The sequence below is a fragment of the Streptomyces sp. NPDC046925 genome (assembly GCF_040644915.1).
GTDB lineage: Bacteria > Actinomycetota > Actinomycetes > Streptomycetales > Streptomycetaceae > Streptomyces.
On record NZ_JBEYWZ010000004.1, the window covers coordinates 90,181 to 107,541 of the forward strand.

General features: G+C 71.4%; 15 protein-coding genes. 10 read left to right on the plus strand and 5 right to left on the minus strand.

What is annotated here, in order from left to right; all coding sequences use genetic code 11:
• Positions 1-42: 42 nt before the first annotated feature.
• The gene (locus ABZ906_RS18700; protein ID WP_361383529.1) at positions 43-1,344 is read right to left on the minus strand and encodes a cytochrome ubiquinol oxidase subunit I; all 1,302 of its coding nucleotides are present in this window, start codon (positions 1,342-1,344) and stop codon (positions 43-45) included.
• A gap of 148 nt (positions 1,345-1,492) precedes the next feature.
• Between ABZ906_RS18700 and ABZ906_RS18705 the strand changes: the two genes are divergently transcribed.
• Entirely contained in the window at positions 1,493-2,422 is a 930-nt protein-coding gene (locus ABZ906_RS18705; RefSeq protein ID WP_361383532.1) for a LysR family transcriptional regulator, read from the plus strand.
• Positions 2,423-2,473: 51 nt separating this feature from the next.
• Here ABZ906_RS18705 and ABZ906_RS18710 read toward each other — a convergent pair whose 3' ends face one another.
• Positions 2,474-3,163, minus strand: coding sequence for a DUF2848 domain-containing protein (locus ABZ906_RS18710; protein WP_361383535.1), 690 nt, complete (start codon positions 3,161-3,163; stop codon positions 2,474-2,476).
• 136 nt (positions 3,164-3,299) lie between these two features.
• Between ABZ906_RS18710 and ABZ906_RS18715 the strand changes: the two genes are divergently transcribed.
• Both ABZ906_RS18715 and ABZ906_RS18720 read left to right on the plus strand, forming a co-directional pair.
• Positions 3,300-4,661 (plus strand): MFS transporter, encoded by a 1,362-nt coding sequence (locus tag ABZ906_RS18715; RefSeq protein ID WP_361383538.1) that lies wholly within the window; start codon positions 3,300-3,302, stop codon positions 4,659-4,661.
• Positions 4,662-4,759: 98 nt separating this feature from the next.
• Positions 4,760-5,557, plus strand: coding sequence for a carbon-nitrogen hydrolase family protein (locus ABZ906_RS18720; RefSeq protein ID WP_361187781.1), 798 nt, complete (start codon positions 4,760-4,762; stop codon positions 5,555-5,557).
• Positions 5,558-5,645: 88 nt separating this feature from the next.
• On the opposite strand, the gene ABZ906_RS18725 is transcribed toward ABZ906_RS18720, so the two are convergent.
• From ABZ906_RS18725 to ABZ906_RS18735, 3 genes are all read right to left on the minus strand, one after another.
• Positions 5,646-6,272 carry a GntR family transcriptional regulator gene (locus ABZ906_RS18725; protein ID WP_361384823.1) on the minus strand — a complete coding sequence of 209 codons (627 nt, stop codon included), beginning with the start codon at positions 6,270-6,272 and terminating at the stop codon, positions 5,646-5,648.
• A 106-nt stretch (positions 6,273-6,378) separates the two neighbouring features.
• Positions 6,379-8,514, minus strand: coding sequence for a tetratricopeptide repeat protein (locus ABZ906_RS18730; RefSeq protein ID WP_361383541.1), 2,136 nt, complete (start codon positions 8,512-8,514; stop codon positions 6,379-6,381).
• Between the two features lie 99 nt (positions 8,515-8,613).
• The gene (locus ABZ906_RS18735) at positions 8,614-9,165 is read right to left on the minus strand and encodes a cupin domain-containing protein (RefSeq protein ID WP_361187776.1); all 552 of its coding nucleotides are present in this window, start codon (positions 9,163-9,165) and stop codon (positions 8,614-8,616) included.
• Positions 9,166-9,426: 261 nt separating this feature from the next.
• Between ABZ906_RS18735 and ABZ906_RS18740 the strand changes: the two genes are divergently transcribed.
• From ABZ906_RS18740 to ABZ906_RS18770, 7 genes are all read left to right on the plus strand, one after another.
• Positions 9,427-9,891 carry an Rrf2 family transcriptional regulator gene (locus tag ABZ906_RS18740; protein WP_361187773.1) on the plus strand — a complete coding sequence of 155 codons (465 nt, stop codon included), beginning with the start codon at positions 9,427-9,429 and terminating at the stop codon, positions 9,889-9,891.
• Positions 9,888-10,817: a DsbA family protein gene (locus tag ABZ906_RS18745; RefSeq protein ID WP_361383544.1), complete on the plus strand. Its 930-nt coding sequence runs from the start codon at positions 9,888-9,890 to the stop codon at positions 10,815-10,817. The genes ABZ906_RS18740 and ABZ906_RS18745 overlap by 4 nt, the downstream gene beginning before the upstream one ends.
• Positions 10,818-11,432: 615 nt before the next feature.
• Positions 11,433-13,025 carry an ABC transporter substrate-binding protein gene (locus tag ABZ906_RS18750; protein WP_361383547.1) on the plus strand — a complete coding sequence of 531 codons (1,593 nt, stop codon included), beginning with the start codon at positions 11,433-11,435 and terminating at the stop codon, positions 13,023-13,025.
• Positions 13,022-14,122, plus strand: coding sequence for an ABC transporter permease (locus ABZ906_RS18755; RefSeq protein ID WP_361383550.1), 1,101 nt, complete (start codon positions 13,022-13,024; stop codon positions 14,120-14,122). The genes ABZ906_RS18750 and ABZ906_RS18755 overlap by 4 nt, the downstream gene beginning before the upstream one ends.
• Positions 14,119-15,096 carry an ABC transporter permease gene (locus tag ABZ906_RS18760; protein ID WP_361383553.1) on the plus strand — a complete coding sequence of 326 codons (978 nt, stop codon included), beginning with the start codon at positions 14,119-14,121 and terminating at the stop codon, positions 15,094-15,096. Before ABZ906_RS18755 ends, ABZ906_RS18760 begins: the two co-directional genes overlap by 4 nt.
• On the plus strand, positions 15,080-16,177 hold the full coding sequence (locus ABZ906_RS18765; protein ID WP_361383556.1) for an ABC transporter ATP-binding protein: 1,098 nt from the start codon (positions 15,080-15,082) through the stop codon (positions 16,175-16,177). The genes ABZ906_RS18760 and ABZ906_RS18765 overlap by 17 nt, the downstream gene beginning before the upstream one ends.
• On the plus strand, positions 16,174-17,322 hold the full coding sequence (locus tag ABZ906_RS18770; protein WP_361383559.1) for an ABC transporter ATP-binding protein: 1,149 nt from the start codon (positions 16,174-16,176) through the stop codon (positions 17,320-17,322). The genes ABZ906_RS18765 and ABZ906_RS18770 overlap by 4 nt, the downstream gene beginning before the upstream one ends.
• The last annotated feature ends 39 nt before the right edge of the window (positions 17,323-17,361 follow it).

The following is a 17,361-nucleotide window of genomic DNA, read 5'->3' on the forward strand; positions in this document are numbered from 1 at the left end:
CGGTCGGCAGGCGGGGTCAGCAGGCGAGGTCAGAAGACGGGGTCAGAAGGCAGGCACCGACTGTGTCTCGTCGGAGCCGTCCCCCGCCCGCCCGGGCAGATCCTCGGGGAGCGGTTCGGTGGTGCCGAGTTGGGTGGCGTCCGGGCCCCGGAGGGCGAAGCGCGTGATCAGGGTCCAGTTCGTCACCGCGAGGGCGAGGAAGACGGCGATGAACACGGTGCAGGACACGGCCAGGGCGGCCGTGCTGACGTGGGAGAGCGCGTCCTCGACTGTCAACTCGCCGTATACGAGCCATGGTTGGCGCCCGACCTCCCGTACGACCCAGCCGCCCGCGGAGGCGATGAAGGGGAACGGGACGCTGGCCACCAGCACCCACAGGGCGGGGCGCCAGCGCACGAGGCGGTTCTTCCACAGCAGGATGACGGCGATGAACGTGATGCTGGAGACGGTGTTGCCGATGATCGTCATCACGTCCATGGAGATCCGCATGGTGTCCTGCCAGGGCACGTAGTCGCCGGGCCCGTGCTCCCTGACGAGCTGCGCCTGCACCTCGGCGACGCCGCTGTTCTCCAGGACCGCGTCCTTCATGGGCTGGGTGCGTTCGATCACCGGCCGCTGCATCTCGCCGACGATGACGACGAAGAAGGAGGTGACCGTCGCCACCCACAGCCCCAGGCGCAGGGAGCCGCCGAACAGTTCGGTCTCCTTCGTGCGCCGGAGGAAGTGATAGGCGCTGACCCCCGCGACGAACACGCCGCCCGTCGTCAGCGCGGCCAGGGCGATGTGGAAGAGCGCGATGAGTGCGCTGGAGTTGGTGAGCAGCGCCCCGAAGTCGGTCAAGTAGGCCGCACCGTCCCGTACTTCGTAGCCGACGGGATGCTGCATGAAGCCGTTGGCGACCATGATCCAGTACCCGGAGGCGTACGCGGTCAGGGCCACCAGCCAGATGAGCGTGACGTGTACGCCCCGGCGCATCCGGCCCCAGCCGAAGATCCACATGCCGAGGAAGGTGGACTCGGCGAAGAAGGCAATGAGGGTTTCCAGTGCCAGCGGGGCGCCGAAGACGTTGCCCGCGAACTTGCTCAGACCGCTCCAGCTGAGCCCGAACTGGAACTCCATGACCAGGCCGGTGACGATGCCGACCGCGTAGTTGATGACGTAGAGCTGGCCCCAGAAGCGGGTCATGCGCTCCCGGACGGCCTTCTTGGCGGGATCACGGGTGAACGCGGCCCGGGTATGCATGATCGCCACGAGGGGGACGAGCCCCATGGTGAGGATCACGAACAGCCAGTGGATGCCGGTCGTGGCCGCGAACTGGAGTCGGGCCAGATCCGCAGCGCTCATGGCGGAGCCTTCCTGGAGCAAGGGGGCCGGTCGGAGGGCCGGCGGAGGCGTGGTGCCTCGATGAAGACCGTAGGGAGATCCGCTTATGCATTCCAAGACCGGTTTTGCCATGTGAAGATGACCGGGAAGGCATAAGTGAAGGTGGATCATGGATCTTCTGCAGTTGCGCTACTTCCAGGCCGTCGCCCGTTACGAGCACATCAGCCGCGCCGCACAGGAGCTGCGTGTCGCCCAGCCCTCGCTCAGCCGCACCATCGCGCGCCTGGAGTCCGAGCTCGGCTCCCCGCTCTTCGACCGGCAGGGCCGCCGCATCCGGCTCAACCCGTACGGCGCGATGTTCCTGCGGCACGTGGAGCGGGCCCTGAGCGAGCTCGACGACGGTCGCAGGGCCGTGCGCGAGGCCCGTGACACGGGGCTCGGGCGCGTGAGTGTCGCCTCAGAAACCCTTCTGACGATCACTCACCTGCTCGGCAGTTTCCGGGCCGATCATCCCCGTGCCGATGTACGGCTTTTCCAGTCGACGGCGCAGGAGATGGACCGCCGGCTGCGCACCAGGGAGGTCGATTTCTGCGTGGCCTCGCAGCCGTTGACCGGCACGAACCTGGAGTCGGTGGAGCTCGCGCGCGAAGAGGTGCTGCTGGCGGTGCCGCCCGGGCACTGGCTCGACGGGCGGGAGAGCGTGACGATCCCCGAAATCGCCGACGAGCCCTTCGTGTCCACGCGCCCGGGCCACTGGCAGCGCGCCCTCCTGGACCGGCTGTTCGCGGCCGAAGGGCTCACGCCGCTGCTGTCCTGCGAGGGCGACGAGCCGGGCGCGAGCCAGGACATGATCAGCGCGGGCCTCGGCATCGGTCTGATCCCGGCGATCTCCCGCAGGGCGGGCACGGAATCCACCGTCCCGGTCGCCTGGGTCCATGTGGACGCGCCCGACTGCGAGCGCCTGCTGACCCTCGTATGGAACCGCGAGGGCTATCTGTCGGAAGCCGCCCTGAAATTCCGGGAGTTCATCACCAGCACTCCCTTCATGGACCACCGCCTGCCCGGCACGCGCCGCGACGGCGCCCAACGCCGGGCCTAGCGCGCCGGGCCTAGCGCTTCGGGCGGCATGCCGCGCCGGGCGAGCGTATGGTCAGCCGATGGGCTGCGGCAGGGGCACCACCCGGTAGGCGAGGCGGATCGTGTTGCCGGTGGTGGGGTCGCCCAGTTCCACGCGCCAGCCGTCGGCGAACTGGTCCACGCCGTGGGCCATGGGGATGGTGCCGGAGATCAGGACGGTGCCGGGGGTCAGGCCGCCGCGTTCGCGCAGTACGTCCGTCCAGTAGCCGGGCGTGAGGAGTTCGGCGAGCGTGCCGTGCTGGATCTCGTTCTCCCTGCCGTCGTCGTAGGTGACCCAGGCGCGCAGGGTCAGCTCGTCGATACGGTCCTCGACGTCGGCCAGGAGCCAGGCCTGGCGGGCCAGGACATCGGGTGCCGCGTTCTTGCTCCAGGCCACGCCGTGGACCTCGAGGTCGCGGTCGGTGTGGTCGCAGGCGGCCGTCAGGAGCAGTTCGCCGCCGTCCGCGACGACCAAAGCCCACTCCGCCTCCCCTGATGTGTGCGCGTGCGGCGCGGCGACCGTGTCGGTCTGCTGGGCCAGGTAGGGGGAGACGGGGTAGAGCGCCGGGGTCACCGACGGTGCGGGCACCCCGAGCAGGGCGAGCTCGGCGACGTGCGCGGCGACGTCGGCCTGCTCCCGCCCGGCGTATCCGGCGTTGAGCAGCTGCACGACATCGACGTCGCGGGTGGAGCCGTCGGGGAGTTCGAAGGTCAGCACGGCCATGGGGCACTCCAAGAAAAGGCGGATCTCGACACGGTTAACTTCCGGCGCGGGGGTTGCGCATACGACCTGTATACAAGAAGTATGCCGGAAGGTCGATGTCCAGGTCGATGTCCCCTCGACGCAAGGATCGGGAAGCATGCAGCACACCCCCAAGGGCCCGCCGGCGGTCTCGCCGGACCGCTCCGGCATCCGCCGGGCCTTCTTCGCCAGCCTCACCGGGACCGCTCTGGAGTGGTACGACTTCGCGGTCTACTCCGCCGCCGCGGCACTGGTCTTCGGCGACCTCTTCTTCCCCTCGGAGGACCCCCTCACCGGCACCCTCCTGGCGTTCTCCACCTACGCCGTCGGCTACGTCTCACGCCCTCTCGGCGGCTTCGTCTTCGGCCGGCTCGGCGACGTGATCGGCCGCAAGAAGGTCCTCATCGCCACGCTGGTCCTCATCGGCGCGGCCACGTTCCTCATCGGGGTCCTGCCCACCTACGCCACCGCGGGCGTCACCGCCCCCATCGCCCTGGTCCTGCTGCGCTTCGCGCAGGGCGTCGGGGTCGGCGGCGAATGGGGCGGCGCGGTCCTGCTGTCCAGCGAGTTCGGCGACCCGCGCCGCCGCGGTTTCTACGCATCCGCCGCACAGATCGGACCGCCCGCGGGAAACCTCCTGGCCAACGGCGTCCTCGCGGCTCTGGGCGTGCTCCTGACCGAGGAGCAGTTCCTGTCCTGGGGCTGGCGCGTGGCCTTCCTGCTGTCCGGCGCCCTGGTCGCCTTCGGCCTGTGGATTCGGGCCAAGTTGGAGGAGACACCGGTCTTCAAGGCCATGGAAGCCGAGGAATCGCAGCCTCAGGCGCCGATCCGCGAGGTCTTCACCACCCAGCCCCGCGCCCTGTGCGCGGCCATACTCAGCCGGGTCGCCCCCGACGTGCTGTACGCGATGTTCACCGTGTTCGTGCTCACCTACGCCACCGACGAACTGGGCATGACCCGCGGTTCGGCCCTGACGGCCGTCCTGCTCGGATCCTTCCTGCAGATCTTCCTCATCCCCCTGGCCGGCGCCCTGTCCGACCGGGTCAACCGCCGTGTGCTGTACGGCTGTTCCGCCCTGGCCGCAGGGGTCTGGCCGTTCGTGTTCTTCCTCGTGGTCGACGGCGGCAGCTGGATCCTCCTCGTGTGCGGCGTCGTCGTGGCGCTGGCCATCCACTCCTTCATGTACGGCCCGCAGGCGGCCTTCGTCGCCGAGCAGTTCTCACCCCGGCTGCGCTACACCGGCTCCTCCCTCGCCTACACCCTGGCGGGCCTCATCGGCGGAGCGGTCGCCCCGCTGCTGTTCACCGCCCTGCTCAGTTCCTTCGACAGCTGGGTTCCGCTGGCGCTCTATCTCGCAGCGGCGGCGGCCGTGACCCTCGTCGGACTCGTCCTGGGCAGGGACTCCGACCACGCCGAGGAGGAGGACGCGCTGCTCGGCGGCGCCGCAGCGGAGGCCGAGTCCGCCGCCCGCGTCCCGTGAGCGCCCGCCCCGCCCGTTAGGTTCGCCCTATCCGGCCCACCCGACACCACCCCGAACCGACCCCACCCGAACCGACACCACCCGAAAGGCGGTCCACCGTGCGCATCGCGCTGAGCCAGCTCACCACCGGTCCCGAACCCGGCAAGAACCTCGCCCTCATCGAGGAATGGACCTCACGCGCGGCGGACGCCGGCGCGGACGTCGTCGTGTTCCCCGAGGCGTCGATGGCCTGCTTCGGCACCTCCTTGGCGCCGCTCGCCGAACCCCTGGACGGCCCGTGGGCCGACAAGGTCCGCGCCATCGCCGAGGCCGCGGGCGTCACCGTCGTGGCGGGCATGTTCACCCCGGCTTCGGACGGCCGGGTGACCAACACGCTGCTGGCCACGGGGCGCGGCGTCGAAGCGACGTACGACAAGATCCATCTCTACGACGCGTTCGGCTTCGCGGAGTCCGACACCGTCGCCGCCGGATCGCAGGTCGTCACCATCGACGTGCAGGGCGTACGTCTGGGCCTGGCCACGTGCTACGACGTGCGCTTTCCCGAGCTGTTCCGGGCGCACGCCGACGCCGGGGCCACCGCGACGCTGCTGGCAGCCTCGTGGGGCGCGGGCCCCGGCAAGGTCGATCAGTGGGAGCTGCTGGTGCGCGCCCGCGCCCTGGACGCCACGCTGTGGGTGGCCGCCGTCGGCCAGGCCGACCCGGCCGCAGGGGGAGTGGCGGCTGCGGGCACGGCGCCCACCGGAGTGGGACACAGCATGATCGTCGGCCCCGACGGGACCGTACGCAGCCGTCTGGGGGCCGGGCCCGAGCTGCTGATGACGGAGGTCGACGCCGATGAGGTCGCGGAGGTCCGCGCGAAGATCCCGGTCCTTGCCAACCGGCGGCTGGGGAACTGAACCGGGCGGGCCGCGGCCCGCAACACCCCTGCCCCGCCGGGCCGGTGGGCTCCCGCCAGAGCTCTCCGGCCCGGTCTGCGTCTACTGCCTACCCGGCGAGCAGCACCTTCAGCGTCGACTCCAGGTGACTGTCGATCGCGGCGCACGCGGCCTGCGCGTCGCCGGCTTCCAGCGCGTCCACGATCGTCCGGTGCTCGTCGAGGACCGCGTCCTGACGGCCTTGCTGGTTGTAGAGGGCCACGACACCGGCCCGCACCTGGCGGCTGCGCAGTCCCTCGTAATGCCGGTCCAGCAGGGCGTTGCCCACGGCCGACACGAGCGTCGAGTGGAACTGGTGGTCCACGTCGATGAATTCCTTGGCCTGGTCGGGGCCGCTCAGCGTGCGCTGGCGCTCCAGGAAGTCGCCCAACTCCCGCACCGGGGCCTGGCCCGTGCCGATGACGTGCTGCGCCGCGTACCGCTCGACGATGCCGCGCAGCTGCATCAGCTCGGTGATCTCACGCCCCGACAGCGGGGCGACGCGGGCCCCGCGCTTGGGCACCAGTTCGACCAGATCCTCGGCGGCGAGAAGAAGCAACGCCTCGCGGATCGGGGTGCGCGAGACGCCGATCCGATCGGCGATGTCCTGCTCGGAGAGGAACTCCCCCTGCATCGCGGGGTCCGTCAGCACCGTGTCCTTGAGATACGCGTACGCCTTCTCCCGACCCGACGCCACCGCTACCCCCAGAGATCGCATACACCTTGTATACGGAAGTTACCACGCGACCCGCGCTCCTGGCCCGGTCTCGGCACGCAGTGCGGGGCTGACGCCGCACGCACCGTCAGGCGTCCGCTTCCGCCGCGCGGTCCAGCCAGTGGGCGAGCAGTCTCCGCGTGCCCCGCAGGGACGGGTGGCTGGCTGGCAGCGTGAGTTCCTGAGCGGCCAGCAGTTCCGCGAAACCCGCTGCCGCTCCCGCGGCGTCTCCCGCCTGCCCGCGCCAGGAGGCCAGGGTGCCGAGGACTTCCAGGGTGTCGGGATGGGCGTGGCCCAGCGCCCGGCGCCGCCCCTCCAGCACGGTGTGGCACTCCTCTTGTGCGTGATGCGTCTGTCCCAGCTGCCACAGGGCGATGGCGAGGGAGAAGCGCGAGGTCAGGGTCGCATAGTGGCCGGGGCCCAGGTCCGGGTCGGCGACGCGGGCATCGGTGTCCGCCCGCAGGCGCGCCGCTGCCGTGTGCGGCGACTCCTGACGGTCTTGCATGGAGGTCAGGGCGATACGGCTCTCCAACGTCTCGGGTGCCTCCTCGCCGAGCAGCTCGATCCGCCGCGCGAGGACACTTTCACACTCGGCCACGGCGGCCTCCGGCCGGCCCTTCTCGAACAGCAGCAGAGCCAGCTGCTGACGGCTGGCCAGAGCACTGGGATGACCGGCGCCCAGCGTCTGCTCCTGCACGCGAAGGACCGCACGGACGACCTCCTCGGCTTCGGTGAAGGCGCCGATGACGTGCAGCCAGCGGGCGAACCCGAACCGGGCGGCCAGTGTCCGTTCGTCCTCGGGGCTGTGCCGGCGGGAGTACTGCGCGATGGCATGAGCGAAGGCGCGGCGCACGGTGGTGTAGCGCCCGTAGCTGTGGGCGGTCGAGGCAATGGCCTCGGCCTCATGGGGGGCGGCGAGAGCAAGGACGCTCGTGCAGATGTCATCGGGCACCCACTCGGGTCCCGTGGCACGTTCGCTGTCCTCGCGTTCTCTGGCGTCCACCAGATACCGGAACACGTCCAGCGGCGCGCTGTCGCTGTGCGGCGTGGCCGGCATCAGCAGGGAGAGGGTTCCTTCATGCTGCTGCAGGGCCCAGTCCCACGCCTCGGGGACGGGCTCGGGACGCAGGCGCGGGCGATGGGCCAGGTAGAGGGTGTGCAGGTCCTCCAGCATCGCGCGGGCCAGCGGGCGGGTCAGGCCCAGACGGCGGCAGTCGACGGCGGCACTGACCAGCGACGCTCCGCGGGGATAGGCCCCCGTGCCCGAGGCGTTGCGCCAGCGGTCGAAGAGGGGCAGGCCGGCGCCGATGTACTCGGCAAGACCGAACTCCCGGGGCGGGCGCAGCGCGGCGCCGATGCGCTCGTCGGCCGACAGGGCCCGCGCGCGGTCCAGTTCGCTTCCTGTCAGCCTGCATTCGAGCGGTACCGGCTTGGGGTCCCGCAGGACGCGCCTGGCTTCCTGAGCTTCCGAAGAGGCATCGCTCTGCAACTGGTTCAGGTTGCTGATCTTTATCGTTGCCATGATGGCGCGGTGGTGGCCGCCGCCGACCAGATGCCGGACATCCTGGAAGGTGAGGCCGCCCGGCACCAGGTACTGATCCAGGTCGTCCAGCCACACCACTGCACGGGGCAGGTTCTTGGCGTGCTCGATGACGGCGCGCAGTTTGTCCACGCCGGGGCTGCTGGGCGCGATCAGTGTGTGTCCCGGAACAGCCGCACGCACCGCCTCGTACGCAGTCCGTGTCGTACCCGACAACCGGTCGCCGACCAGCAGGACGAACTTGCCGGCCTGCAACTGCGCCACCAGGCCCTCGTGCACGTCTCGCCGCACGTACGGCGGTGACGGCGGCCCGGTGTCGACCGGCCAGGTGGGTCTGACGCCGACGAGGGTCGGGTCGTCGATGTCGGCCACCAGCGGGAGCCGCTTGTCGCCGGGGAGCCGGATGCACCCGTCGAGAGCGACCTCCCGGCCGTTGGCGGTGCGCTGGAGTCTCTGCTTGACCAGGTCCGTGCAGATTCCTCCCGCACTGGCGACGACCACTCCGGTGGCCAGCATCCACGGCGTGCTGACATCGGTGGACTGCAGCACTCCGGGCACGGCGAGCAGGACAGCGAGGCCGCCCACCGAAATGACGGCGCCGAGAATCGACACTCCCCGCCGTGACCGCGCCATCACACCCCCGCTGATGCGCACCCCGTGCCGCCTGTCGGAGGCCATGGTCATCACCGGCGGCTCCGCGGTCAACCGTGCGCGGTACGCCAACTCCGTTCCTGTGATGAGATGTCGGCCACCAGGCGGGCGCCTTGAGGGGTTTCCTCGCGGTCAGGCCTCCGGGTGGCCGGCGTCGGCCTCGCTGCCCAGTACGTACAGCTCCGGCAGGTTCACCACGATGGCCTCCTGGGTGCTGCGGGCGATGACCACGACGGCCTCGTCGTCGGGGCTGGGGTTTTCTTCGCGGTGCGGGACGTAGGGCGGGACGAAGATGTAGTCGCCCGGTGCCGTGCGGATCCGGATCTCCTCGGGGGTGCCGCCGGAGTCGTCCAGGAAGACGAACTCCGGGTGCCCCTTGATGACATGGATGGCCGTCTCGGAGGCTCCGTGGTGGTGGTTGGAGGAGGCGGTGTCCGGGGCGACGTGGGTCTGGCCCATCCAGATGCGCTCCGATCCGACGCTCGCGCCGCTGATCGCCGCGAAGCGCCGCATGCCGCCCGTCTGGGCGGTGTCGCCGTCCAGGGCATCGGCGCGGATGTGGTGGAGGCGGGCGCTCAGCGGCAGTGCGGCGCCGTCGTGGCCGGGAAGGTCCGGGTGGAAGGCGTCGTGAGGGGCGGCGGACGGCTCGTCGTCGGACGGCGTGGGCGCGGTGTGCGGGGCCATGGGAATCCTGCTCGTCGGGGCGGGCCGTGACGGCCGGGCCGGAATGGGGCGGGCGCACGCCGCTGTTGGCCACCGATAGCGGCCCGCGGCGAGGCGGTGGCGGGCGCTCGGCCGGCGGACGGCGTACCCAAGATCCTTGGGCGACCGTAGAGAGCCGGGCGAATGGATGTCAAGATGTGTCCATTGTCGTCGGGGCGGCCGTTCGGCGCCGTGCCCCCGGGGGCGGTCGGTACGTACGGATGCTTCGGGAAGACGGTGCACATGCAGATCTCTGCCAAGGCGGACTACGCGGTGCGGGCGCTGGTCGAGCTGGCGGCCGACAGCGCGCGGCCACTGACGTGCGAGGCCATCGCCTCCGTGCAGGACATTCCGTTCCGCTTCCTCAAGTCGGTCTTCAGGGACCTGCGTTCGGCCGGTCTGGTGCGCAGTCAGCGCGGCTGCGAGGGCGGCTACTGGATCGCACGGGACGCGCACTCGATCACGGTCGGCGAGGTGATGACCGCCGTCGACGGCGAGTTCTTCACCGTGCGGGGCGAGCGCCCCGAAGGGCTCGGCTACCCCGCCGCGGCCGGCGGGTTGCCGGACCTGTGGCGTGCGACCGAGGCGGCCGCACGGGCGGTCCTGGACGGCACGAGCATCGCGGCGCTCGCCGAGCGCGCAACGGAGACCGCGGGCATCGAAGGCGGCGGGAGCGCGCACGAGATCTCCGCGGCCGTACCGGCATGAGCGCCGCACCGCCCCCGGACGCCCGTGTCCCCGCGGCTCTCGTCGAGGTAACCGAGTTCACCGACGCGGCCTGCCCGTGGGCCTGGGGATCCGACCCCGTCTTCCGGCTGCTGCGGCACAGTCTGCGGCCGCAGCTGCGGTGGCGCCGGGTGTTCGGGATCCTCTTCGACGAGGACGACGATCCGGCGCCCGACCCCGATGCCGAGGCCCGTTGGTACGAAGGCTTCATCAAGGACGTCAGCGCGCACACCCGCGCCCCTTATGCCGCCCGGCTGCACTGGCTGACCCGTACGAGCTGGCCCGCGTCCCTGGCCGCCAAGGCCGCCGAGGCGCAGGGCGAGCAGGTCGCCGAACGGGTGCTGCGCAGGCTGCGCGAGACGACCTTTGTCCTGGGCGAACCGGCCGACACGCCCGAGGCGGCGGCCGACGCCGTGGACGGCGTGCCCGGGCTCGACCGGGACAGGCTGCTCGCCGATCTGACGCACCCCGACACCCTCGCCGCGGTCCGCGCGGACTGGGCAGCAACGCGCAGGCCGCTGCCCGAGGTGCGGGATCTGCAAGGGCCGGGACCGCATCCGGGGCGGGCCAAGGAAGTGGGGGAGGAGCGGTACCGCTTCGCGCTGCCGACCCTGCTGTTCGACGGGCCCGGCGGGCGCGTCTGCGTGCCGGGATGGCGCCCGCCGGAGACCTACCTCGCGGCGGCGACGACAGCCGCCGGGCAGCCGGCGCCTTTCGCCGTGCCCGAACCCCTCGCGGCCGACGCGGCGTTGGCGCAGTGGCGCAGTCTCACCCGGCGGGAGCTGGAACTGCTTGCGGGTACGTCCGTCGTGCCGCGCGATGCGGTGCGCGTCGAGACGGGCAACGGCCCGCTGTGGCTGCACCCGGAGGAGGCGGCCACGCACCCCGCGACACGGACGCACGGCTGACGTCGAACACCCCCTGACGGCTCACGGATTGAGGGAAGGCGCAGGTCGTCGGGGTCTCGGACAATGAGACACCTAAAGGTGTCCATTGACAGGGCGGGGCCGCGGCCGTGAGGATGCAGGGCATGCCTTCGATGCACCCCGGCGTGGTCTGCCGCTACGTGGACTATCTGCGCACCTCCAGCGCGCTCTGTCGCTGACCCGGTCGACCGGCCGCCCCTGGCGAAGCTCCGGTCCCGGCGTCCCTGCTCTTTGCCGGGCGGTGCGGCACAGCCTCCGTCCGGTGGCCGTGCCGCAGCACGGCTTCCCTGAGCTGCGGGGACAGTCGACTTCCCGTTGCGTCGGCACGTACTGAATGCCTCACGGCGCACGTACTCCGCCGACACGAGCCCGCGTCGATCCTCCTCGCTTCCTCGCCGCGATCCTTTCTCCCGCTGACGGCCCTTGCCCGACCCGGTGCGACGGCCCGACGGCAGGCCGGTGCGAGTGACGCCGCGACCCGCCGCGCAACACCCCTCTCCTCCCCACCTCCTTCGCCCGTGCCCCCGCACACCGGGCGACCCATGGCTTCGTCCGTCCGCACAGGCGGTCCGGCACGGCCCAGAAAGGTGCGCACCCATGCCGAAGTCCGGCACACCCTTCCCCTCCGGAGCATCGGCCGACGCCGGCGCTCCGCCCCCTGCCCGGCTGCCCGCCCCCGGCCGCCGCGCCTTCCTGGGCATGTCGCTCGGCGCCGGTGCGGCCCTTGCCCTGTCGGCCTGCGGGGGTGAGTCCACGGCAGGCGGAGCCGGCGGGGGAGGGGTCCTCAAGTGGGGCTGGGACCTGCCGACTTCATGGGATCCGGTCACCTCGTCGGCCGGATGGGACGTGCACTCGCTCTCCCTGGTCTACGCGGGCCTCACCAAGCTCGACGAGAAGGGCGAAGCCGTCCCCGCCCTGGCCCGCTCCTGGACGTACGACGACGAGGGCACGGTCGTTACCTTCACCCTCCGCAAAAACCTGAAGTTCAGCGACGGAAGCCCCATCGACGCCACCGCGGTGAAGAAGAGCATCGAGCGGGGCCGCGACTACAAGAAGTCGCTCATCGCCGCCCAGCTCATCGGGGTCAAGACGGTCACCGCCGTCGACGAACACACCGTCGAACTGCACCTGAAAGAACCGGACTTCCAGATCCCCGCACTCCTCGCGGGAAAGACCGGCATGGTCGTCAACCCGAAGGCCTTCGAGAAGAACGCGGCGAGACTGGCCACCAAGCCCGCGGGCGCCGGGCCCTACACCCTGGCCTCCTACGTCGAGAACTCCAAGGCCGTGCTGCGCGCCAACCCCGCCTACTGGGACGCCGGACACATCACGACGCAGAACTTCGAGCTCTACCCGCTCCCCGAGCCCTCCACGGTCGTCGCCTCCCTCAAGTCGGGGCAGTACAACGTCGCGCAGATACCCGGCAGCCAGGTCAAGGCGGCCAAGGCCGCGGGCCTGAAGGTCCAGGTCATCCCGTCCATGGTGGTGGCCGTACTGGATGTGCACATCGGCAGGGAGCCCTTCACCGACCCCGATGTGGCACTCGCGCTGAAGTACGCCATCGACCGCGAAGAGCTCCTGAAGACAGCGTCGTTCGGCTACGGCCAGGCCACCCGCCAGCCCTTCCCGCACGGCTACGCCGGTCACGACGAAACACTCGACAAGCTCTTCCCCTACGACCCCGGGAAGGCCAGGGAACTCCTCGCCAAGGCGGGCCACGCCGACGGACTCAAGATCACGCTGTCCGCCCAGAACGGCGAGGGCGTACCCGAGTTGATCCAGGCCCAGCTCAAGAAAGTCGGCATCACCGCCGAAATCGAGACGATCCCCGCCGACCAGTCGACACAGATCGTGTACATCCAGCGGGCCAAGGCCCTGTACGTCGACCAGTTCGCCGGGCGGGACTCCGCCGTCCAGGGCTTCCAGGTCCTCTTCGGCAAGGAAGGCCTGATGAACCCCGGCCGGACCGTCGCACCCGAACTGGAAAAGGCCCTCGACGCCGTGCGCCGCACCCCGCTCGACGACCCGAAGTACCCCGAGGTGCTCCAGAAGGCCACCGGCATCGCCGTACGGACCATGCCCAACGTGTTCCTGTACACCGTGCCGCGCATTCTCGCCCGCAGCCCCAAGGTCTCCGAGATCCCCTCCTACACGGTCGTCCAGCGATTCGAGGGGGTCACCGTCTCGTGAGCACCTCAGCACTCCCGGACGCGAAACCGCCCTCCGCGCTCCCGGACAAGAAACCGTCCTCCGCCACCGGCCGCCGCACGTGGGCCCCGCTCTCCCGCCGCCTGGCCGCCGCGCCCCGCCCCCTGGGCCGGGTGCTCGCCACCACCGCCACCGTCTTCGTCCTCGCCTCGCTGCTGACCTTTGCCCTGGGCGCGCTGTCCGACGCCAACCCGGCGGCCGCCGTCCTCGGTGATACGGCGACCCCGGCGGACATCGCCCGCATGGAGGCCGAGTTCGGCCTCGACCGGCCGCTGTACGTGCAGTACTTCACCTGGCTCGGCGGCGCGTTCACCGGCGACCTGGGCGTCTCGTGGTTCACCGGCGTCCCCGTGGCCGACAGCATCGGCCAGGCCCTGCCCGTGGACCTGTCCATCGCCGGGCTCGCGCTGCTGCTCGCCGTGGTGATCGGGGGCGGCGCGGGCATCGCTGCCGCGCTCGACAACGGCGGCCGCATCGACCGCGCCGTGACGCTCGTCTGCTCGGCCCTCGCCACCCTGCCGCCCTTTCTGATCGGCATCGTGCTCATCGTCGTCTTCGCCGTCCAGTTCGGTGCGCTGCCCACCGGCGGCTACGAACCGCTGGGCTCCGGACTCGGCCCCTGGCTGCGCTACGCGATCCTGCCCGCCTTCGCGCTGAGCCTGGACGCCGCCGCCTCCATCGCCCGGCAACTGCGCACCTCCCTCGTCGGCGCGCTGCGGGAGAACTACGTGACCGGCGCCGAGATGCGGGGCTTCTCCGCCCGGCGTGTCCTGTTCGGGCACGTGCTGCGCAACGCGGCGGGGCCCGCGCTGACCGTCCTGGGCGTGAGCGTGCCCGTCATCCTGGGCGGCGCGGTCGTCACCGAGAAGATCTTCAACCTGCCCGGTATCGCCCAACTCTCCCTCCAGGCCGCCGAGCGCCACGACATCCCCGTCATCCAGGGCACCCTCCTGGTCACCGTCGCCGTGGTGCTCGCCGCGAACGTCGCGGTCAACGCGGCGCTCGCCGCCCTCAACCCGGCCGCCCGCCGGAGCACCACGCGCCGTCGAGGCGCCGGCACGGCAGGGGGCACGGCATGAGGGTTCTCCGCCGTACCTGGCGCAGGAGTTCGGCCCGCGTCGCGCTCGCCGTCCTCGTCCTGGTGGCCCTGCTGGCCGTGGCGGGCGGCACGCTGGCCCCGCACGATCCGCTGGGCCAGAATCCCTCGGACATGCTGCAAGGGCCCAGCGGCAGCCACCTCCTGGGCACCGACTACCTGGGCCGCGACGTACTCAGCCGCCTCCTCGACGGCACCGGCCTCTCCCTGGTCGGAGCCCTTGAAGCCGTCGCCACCGCGATGCTGCTAGGTATCGTGCCCGGAGTCGCGTCCGTATGGCTGGGCCGGACCTTCGAATGGACCGCGCAGCGTGCCGCCGACACCTTGATGATCATGCCGTTCACGGTCTTCGCGATCGCCGTGGTCGGCGCCCTGGGCAACGGCATGCACCAGGCGATGGCGGCCCTCGGCGTGCTGTTCGCTCCCCTGTACTTCCGCGTCACCCGGGCCGCGGCGCTCGGCCTCAAGCAGGCGCAGTACGTGGAGGCGGCCGAGCTGATGGGTGCCTCGCGGTGGTGGATCCTGCGCACCCATGTCTGGGGCAAGATCCTGCCGACGGTCGCGGTGACCACGGCCCAGATGGTCGGCCAGGCACTCCTCGTCGTCTCCTCGCTGACCTTCCTCGGGCTCGGCGTCCAGCCGCCCGCGCCCACCTGGGGCGGCATGCTCGCCTCTGACCTGGGCTACCTCGCCCAGCAGCCCTGGGCGCCCCTTATTCCGGGCGCCGCGATCATGATCACCGTCGGATCGCTCAACCTCCTGGCCGACGCGATCCGCGACAGCGGTGTACCGGATGCCGGTGACCTCGCGGCACCCGCACCCGCAGCCGCCGCACCGGTCACCGCCCCGGCGTCCCGGACCGTCGCGGCCCAGCAACGCACCACGGCTCACGTGCACGGGAGTGCGCACACCACCCAGGACTTGAAGGAGGCCGAACACCATGTCACGGCCCGTTGAAGCCACCGACCGCACGGAACACCGGCCCGTCCTCGCCGTCGAGGGACTCGACGTGACCATCGGCGGCGCCGCACGCGCCGTACGCGACGTGTCTCTGAGCCTCGCACGCGGCGAATCCGTCGGCCTGGTGGGGGAGTCCGGCAGCGGAAAGAGCCTGACCTGCCGCGCCGTCCTGGGCGTACTGCCTCCCGGATGCGAGGTGGGCCAGGGGCGCATCACCCTCGCCGTCCGCGAGGGCGACGCCGACGCCACGACGGAGTTGACCGCGCTGACCCGCAAGGGCTGGAACGGCGTACGGGGCAGGCGGGTCGGAGCGGTCTTCCAGGAGCCCGCCTCCTACCTCAACCCCTCGCTCACCGTCGGACGGCAGCTCGCCGAGCAACTGCGCGTGGGCCGGGGCCTGTCGCGCCCGGCGGCGCACACCCGTGCCGTGGAGCTCTTCGCCGCCGTGGGACTGCACCGCCCGGAGGAGCTCTACCACCAGTACCCGCACGAACTCTCGGGCGGCATGCTGCAGCGCGTCCTCATCGCGATCGCCGTCTCCTGCGATCCGGAGCTCCTCATCGCCGACGAGGCGACGACGGCACTCGATGTCGTCATCCAGGCGGAAATCCTCGAATTGCTGGGGAGCCTCCGCAAGGAGCAGGGACTCGCGCTCCTGCTCGTCACGCACGACCTCGCGGTGGTCGCCGAGAGTTGCGACCGCGTCGTCGTGATGTACGCGGGCGAGATCGTCGAGGACGGCCCGACCCCACAGGTCCTCGAGGCGCCCGCGCACCCGTACACCGAGGCGCTTCTACGGGTGGCGTCCGTCGGCGACTGGGGGCGGCGCGAGCTCGACATCATTCCGGGACGCCCGCCCGAGACAGGCGCCGACCTGCCCGGATGCCGCTTCGCCGACCGATGCGCCTACGTCACCCCGCAGTGCACGGACGGCCCTGTCGCCCTGCGCACGCTCGACACCGGCAGGCGGGCACGCTGCCTGCGTCCGACCTGGTCAACGGAACCACCGGGCGCGGCAGATGACGGCGGCGCGACGGCAGCCGACCGTACCGCAGCAGTACAAGGAGCCGCCCTGTGAGCAGCGCCCCGACAACCCGACCGGGCCAGCAGCCCGACGCGGGCGCACCCGAAGCACCGCTCCTGCAGATCCAAGGGCTCGCCGTCTCCTACGGCCGGCGCGCCGCACGCGTCGTGGGCGGCGCCGCGAAGAGCGCCCGCGTGCTCAGCGACGTGCGACTGGACGTACGCGCAGGGGAGATCGTCGGCATCATCGGTGAGACCGGCTCCGGCAAGACCACCCTGGCCCGCGCCACCGTCGGCCTGGTCCGCCCCGACGCGGGCCGCATCGCGTTCGGCGGCCGCGACCTCACCACGCTGCGCAGAGGCGCACTGCGGGACTTCCGGCGCTCGGGCCGCGTCCAGTACATGTTCCAGGACCCGTTGCGCTCCCAGGATCCGGAGCTGACCGTCCGCCGCATCGTCGCCGAACCCCTCGCGGCGGTCGGCGCCCTGGACTGGCGGGAGCGCGCCGCGCGCGCCGACGAGGCCCTGACGCTCGTCGGCCTCGACCCGGACGTCTTCGGCTCACGCACCCCCGGCCAGATCTCCGGCGGCCAGCGCCAGCGGGTCTCCCTGGCCCGCGCCATCGTCACCCGCCCCCGGCTGCTCCTGACCGACGAGCCCGTCAGCGCCCTGGACGCCTCCAACCGCAACCTCGTCCTGAGCCTGCTCCAGCGGCTCCGCCGCGAACTGGGCCTGGCCGTCGTGGTCATCTCCCACGACCTCAGCTCCCTGGCCGGGATCGCCGACCGGGTGGCCGTCCTCTACCGCGGCAGACTCGTCGAACAGGGACCCATCGGCGACGTCCTCGCACACCCCCGGCACCCGTACACCGCCCTGCTCACCGCATCGGCACCCAGCGTGCGCCGCGAACACCGCCTGTTGCCCGCCCAGTTGCGCGCGTCCGCCGACCGCGCGCCGTGGCCGGACGACGAGGGTTGCGTCTTCGCGCCACGGTGCCGGTTCGCGGGCGCCGAGTGCCGCGAGGAGCCTGCCTCGGCGACGGTCGGGGGCGCGTCGGCCAGGACGGCTGACGGACCCGCGTCGCCGGGGGCGGCCCACGGACTCGCGTCGCCCGGGACGGATGACCGGCTCACGTCGCCCGAGACATCCCTCACCGTCGCCTGCCACCACGCCGCCACCTGGCGCGACCGCCTCCACTGAGTGCCCCCTCGCCCCACCCGGCCCCACCTCATCACTCAC

What these genes read in the sequence shown, in the direction of transcription:
- ABZ906_RS18745 (WP_361383544.1), top strand. Translation starts at nt 9,888, where the DNA reads ATGAGCGCCGCACCGCCCCCGGACGCCCGTGTCCCCGCGGCTCTCGTC.
- ABZ906_RS18750 (WP_361383547.1), top strand. Translation starts at nt 11,433, where the DNA reads ATGCCGAAGTCCGGCACACCCTTCCCCTCCGGAGCATCGGCCGACGCC.
- ABZ906_RS18710 (WP_361383535.1), bottom strand. Translation starts at nt 3,163, where the DNA reads ATGGCCGTGCTGACCTTCGAACTCCCCGACGGCTCCACCCGCGACGTC.
- ABZ906_RS18765 (WP_361383556.1), top strand. Translation starts at nt 15,080, where the DNA reads ATGTCACGGCCCGTTGAAGCCACCGACCGCACGGAACACCGGCCCGTC.
- ABZ906_RS18715 (WP_361383538.1), top strand. Translation starts at nt 3,300, where the DNA reads ATGCAGCACACCCCCAAGGGCCCGCCGGCGGTCTCGCCGGACCGCTCC.
- ABZ906_RS18705 (WP_361383532.1), top strand. Translation starts at nt 1,493, where the DNA reads ATGGATCTTCTGCAGTTGCGCTACTTCCAGGCCGTCGCCCGTTACGAG.
- ABZ906_RS18730 (WP_361383541.1), bottom strand. Translation starts at nt 8,514, where the DNA reads ATGACCATGGCCTCCGACAGGCGGCACGGGGTGCGCATCAGCGGGGGT.
- ABZ906_RS18735 (WP_361187776.1), bottom strand. Translation starts at nt 9,165, where the DNA reads ATGGCCCCGCACACCGCGCCCACGCCGTCCGACGACGAGCCGTCCGCC.
- ABZ906_RS18760 (WP_361383553.1), top strand. Translation starts at nt 14,119, where the DNA reads ATGAGGGTTCTCCGCCGTACCTGGCGCAGGAGTTCGGCCCGCGTCGCG.
- ABZ906_RS18700 (WP_361383529.1), bottom strand. Translation starts at nt 1,344, where the DNA reads ATGAGCGCTGCGGATCTGGCCCGACTCCAGTTCGCGGCCACGACCGGC.
- ABZ906_RS18740 (WP_361187773.1), top strand. Translation starts at nt 9,427, where the DNA reads ATGCAGATCTCTGCCAAGGCGGACTACGCGGTGCGGGCGCTGGTCGAG.